Annotated in this window: 4 protein-coding genes; 3 read left to right on the top strand and 1 reads right to left on the bottom strand. The window is 66.2% G+C overall.

What is annotated here, in order from left to right:
• Positions 1-82 precede the first annotated feature (82 nt).
• Positions 83-910 carry a 2-keto-4-pentenoate hydratase gene (locus ACVOLQ_RS22265; RefSeq protein WP_481529338.1) on the bottom strand — a complete coding sequence of 276 codons (828 nt, stop codon included), beginning with the start codon at positions 908-910 and terminating at the stop codon, positions 83-85.
• A gap of 140 nt (positions 911-1,050) precedes the next feature.
• Here ACVOLQ_RS22265 and ACVOLQ_RS22260 point away from each other — a divergent pair, with 140 nt between their 5' ends.
• From ACVOLQ_RS22260 to ACVOLQ_RS22250, 3 genes are all read left to right on the top strand, one after another.
• Positions 1,051-2,037: an alpha/beta hydrolase gene (locus ACVOLQ_RS22260; protein WP_481529337.1), complete on the top strand. Its 987-nt coding sequence runs from the start codon at positions 1,051-1,053 to the stop codon at positions 2,035-2,037.
• An 81-nt stretch (positions 2,038-2,118) separates the two neighbouring features.
• Complete coding sequence (locus tag ACVOLQ_RS22255; RefSeq protein ID WP_481529336.1) at positions 2,119-3,723, top strand: carboxylesterase/lipase family protein; 1,605 nt, start codon at positions 2,119-2,121, stop codon at positions 3,721-3,723.
• Positions 3,724-3,779: 56 nt separating this feature from the next.
• On the top strand, positions 3,780-4,370 hold the full coding sequence (locus ACVOLQ_RS22250; protein ID WP_481529335.1) for a cysteine dioxygenase family protein: 591 nt from the start codon (positions 3,780-3,782) through the stop codon (positions 4,368-4,370).
• The last annotated feature ends 118 nt before the right edge of the window (positions 4,371-4,488 follow it).

Here is a 4,488-nt window from a genome sequence, read left to right as displayed (position 1 = left end):
AATTGCCCCCTGGGGGGTTTTTTTAATGCGTATTCTTTAAACCATCGCGCCCCCCCCCCGGTGGTACCGGGGGCGGCGGGTATTACCCGCCCGCCACGGCCTTGCAGGAAATGTCGCCGTATCCGGCGAAGCGAATCAATGCTTGTTGGCCCACGTCAATGTCGTGGATGCCGGTGGCATTGCCGGTAGCGATCAGCTCGCCCTTCTTCAGCGGCCGACCACGCTTGGCCGAACGCGACAGCGCGAAGGCGTAGGCCGCGCGCAGGCCGCCGGGCAGGGTGGTGGCGCCACCGGTGCCGACCACCACGCCATCTATCTCGGTCTGCGCACGCAGCTCCGGTTCGTCGCAGCGGGTCCAGTTCGGCACTTCGCCGCCCAGCACCAGGCCGTTGTTGTTGCCGAAATCGGACACCACCACGCGCGGACCGAGCACATTGATGGTCTTCAGCGGGCTGCTGGCCACTTCCACGCCGATATGGAGCTTGGCCGGCAGCGCTTCGGCTTCTTCCGGGGTCCAGTCGAGCTTGTCGGCCGGTGCATCGGCCAGCAGTTCCAGCACGTATTCGGCCTCCACCGCGGCAAAGCCACCTGCGGCTGCAAATACGGGGATCTCCACGATGCTACCGGTAGCATTCCAGAGATTGCGTTTGAAGATCGGCCCGAGCAGGCGGTCGTCGCCGGAGCTGTCGCGGCGCTCGGCGGCGATGTAGCCGACCTTCCAGCCGACCACGCTGTCATCCCAGCGGCCGATCGCCAGGTCCTGCACCTGGTAGGCAGTAACCAGATCGTCCGGGATGGTCCCGGGGAAATCCGGAAGCGAACGGCCATCGCGGCGTGCTTCCACAAAGGTGCGGGCAATCTCGTCCAGCGCGGCTGGCGCCTGCGGCTGGCTGCCTTGGTCGTTGCTCAAGTGCGTCTCCTGGTGACTTTGCTGCACTGCCCATCGACAGTGCTGTGACTGGCTGTATAAGGTAAACCGGTGTCATCTGACAATGTGCACCGCACCAGAAGCTGTACCACGCCCTCGGCCCAGACCTGACCGCACCGCCCATGATTCGACTGAAACCTTTGCTGCAGCTGGCTTTCGCCACTTTTCTTGGGCTGCTTCCCGCTACCGTGTTGGCCAACACCGATGGTGAACCCGCAGCGGGGTCGGCCGACCGTATCGCGCTATGGCCGCAGGGTATGGCACCGGGGGACAAACCGCTGGCGCAAGCGCAGCGCATCGTCGAGCGCAGCAGCGATCCGGCGTTGCCAGACCGCTATATCGACCATGTCAGCGCGCCCTATCTGGTGGCGTATCGCCCGACCAAGCCCAATGGCAGCGCCTTGCTGGTGGTCCCCGGCGGCGGCTACCAACGCGTTGTGCTGGACAAGGAGGGCACGGCACTGGTGCCCGCCCTGGTGGAGCAGGGCGGCGTGACCCTGTTCGTGTTGCGTTACCGGCTGCCGGGCGAAGGCCGTGCCGACCGCGAAGCGGCGCTGGCCGATGCGCAGCGTGCACTGCGGCTGATCCGCCACCACGCCAAGGACTGGGGCCTGGACCCGCAGCGTATCGGCACGATGGGGTTTTCCGCCGGCGGCCACCTGGCCGCACGGCTGGGCAACGGCTTTGACCGCAACGTCTATCCGCACAGCGACGCAATCGACGCAGAAAGCGCACGCCCCGACTTCCAGCTGCTGATCTACCCGGTCATCACGATGCGCGGCAACGACGTGCATGCAGGCTCACGCGACCGCCTGCTCGGCAGCGCGCCCAGCGACGAACTGCTGCAGCATTACTCGATGCAGCTGCAGGTCCGCGCCGATACACCAGCCACCTTCCTGCTGCATGCCGCCGATGACGAGGTAGTGCCGGTAGGCAACAGCCTGCAGCTCTACGCCAGCCTGCGCAGCGCAAACGTCAGCAGTGAAATGCATCTGTTCCCACACGGCGGCCACGGTTTCGGCACGCGCGGCACAGCGGGCCTCACAACAGCGGCATGGCCACAACTGGCCCTGAGCTGGATGGCATCGCAAACAACTCAACCGAAATAGCGTTCAAGCCCCTCTCCCTCCGGGAGAGGGGTTGGGGTGAGGGCAAAGCGCGCCCAATCCCCACCACCCCAGGACACCACCATGCCGCAAACCCCAAACAATCCCACGCGCCGCAGCTTCCTCCAGCAAACCACCCTGCTGGCCGCAGCAACCAGCCTTGCAACCCTCAGCAACTCCAGCTGGGCCAACACCCTAGCAAGCCCCATCGCCCGCACCCGCAGCGGCCGCCTGGCTGGCCAGACCGAGAACGGTACGCACGTATTCCGCGGCATCCCCTACGGCGCCGACACCGCGCCACGCCGCTTCCAGTCCGCCCTGCAGGAACACCCCTGGCGCGGCATACGCGATGCGCTCGACTACGGAGCAGCTGCCCCGCAAACCGGCAGCGAAGGCCCGGGCAACGAAGACTGCCTCTACCTCAACGTGTGGACGCCAGCACTGCGTGACGGCGGCAAGCGGCCAATCCTGTTCTATATCCACGGCGGCGCCTACAACAACGGCTCCGGCAGCGACCCGCTGTACGATGGCGGCAACCTGAGCCGACGCGGCGACGTGGTGGTGGTGACGGTCAACCACCGCCTCAATCTGTTCGGCTATCTGTATCTGGCCCAGCTCGGCGACGAGACCTCCGCCGACTCCGGCAATGTCGGCCAGCTCGACCTGATACAGGCGCTGCAATGGGTGCGCCAGCACGCCGCCGAATTTGGCGGTGATGCCGACAACGTCACCGTGTTCGGCCAGTCAGGCGGTGGCGCCAAGATCGCCACGCTGATGGCGATGCCGGCAGCCAAGGGCCTGTTCCACCGCGTCTGGACGATGAGCGGCCAGCAGGCCACCGCCGCCGGCCCGCGCGCGGCCACACAACGCGCGCAGCTGGTGCTCGATCACCTCAAGGCCGATCCCGAGGCATTGCGGCGCATGCCGATGCAGCAACTGCTGGAGGCAGTGAAAGTGCGCGATCCCTCGCGCGTGGAGAACAGCAGCCTCTACGTCGGCCCGGTGCTGGACGCACGCAACCTGCCGGTGCATCCGTTCTGGCCGCAGGCGCCGCAGCAATCGGCGACCATCCCGATGGTGATCGGCAACACCCACGACGAAACCCGTGCCTTCCTCGGCAACGACCCGAAGAATTTCGAGCTGAGCTGGGAGGAATTGCCGGCCAAGCTCGAAGCCCAGCAATACGTGGACCTGCTGCCGTCGGTGGTGATCGCCGAGTACCGGCGCCTGTATCCGCAGTACACACCGTCGGACGTGTTCTTCGCCGCCACCACCGCCGGCCGCTCCTGGCGCGGTGCGGTGGAAGAACTGGAAGCGCGTGCGCGCCAGGGCGCACCGACCTGGGCGTACCAGCTGGACGGTTATGACCGTGACGGCGACGCCGCCAAGCTGCGTGCCTTCCATACCCTGGATATCCCGCTGGTGTTCCACAACAACACCCAGCCGGGTTCCCGCACCGGCAACGGTGCGGCGATGCAGCAGCTTGCCGACACCATGAGTGATGCCTTGCTGGCCTTCGCACGGCACGGCGATCCCAACCACGCCGGCCTGCCGCCGTGGCAGCAATACGGCCTGGAACGCCGACAAACGATGCTGTTCGATACACAAAGCCGGCAGATGGACGACCCACGTGGCGGCGAACGTCGGCTCTACCAGCAGGCGCCCTTCATCCAGCGCGGCACCTTCTGAGCTCGCCGGCAGATAGTTTCAACGGAATCTTTACCTGCCTTGCCTAGACTGCAGCGATGACATTGCAATCGCCGCATCCCGAATTCGCCGGCCGCCAGCGCCTGCTGGACGGTATCGACGCCGCCTTGCAGGCCAGCGATACCCACAGCACGGTCGCCCAGGTGCAGGCCGTGCTGGAACACGCCATCCGCGATCCGCAGATCGTGCTGCCGGCCTGCGTGCACGCCCCCGTGCACGATCACTACGCACGCCGCGAGATCTACCGCAGCCCGGAACATGGCTACAGCATCATCGCCATGACCTGGGGGCCAGGGCAGGGCACGCCGCTGCATGACCACGATGGCCTGTGGTGCGTGGAGGGCGTATGGCAGGGCAGCTTGGAGATCACCCCGTACCGGATGCTGGAGCGCGATGGCGAGCGCTACCGGTTTGCACCGCGTGATTGCCTGCATGGCTGCAAGGGCAGTGCAGGCAACCTGATCCCGCCGGACGAGTTTCATACGCTGCGTAACAGCGACACCGAACAGATTGCGATCTCGGTACACGTCTACCAGCGCGTGATGGAGCGCAGTCACGTGTTCCAGCCGATCGATGATGCGCCACGCTGGTATGCGCGTGAATGCAGGGAGTTGGGCCTGGACGCGTGAGCCGGCGGCTTTTGTAGGAGCGGCGTAAGCCGCGAAGCCGGCAATGCAAGCAACACCTGTAGTGGGGGGGGGGGGGGGGGGGAGGGGGGGGGGTCGGGGGGCGGGGGCGGCGCGCGGG

The organism is Stenotrophomonas sp. STEN031, from assembly GCF_056759975.1.
This window is presented reverse-complemented; position numbering and strand designations above follow the sequence as displayed.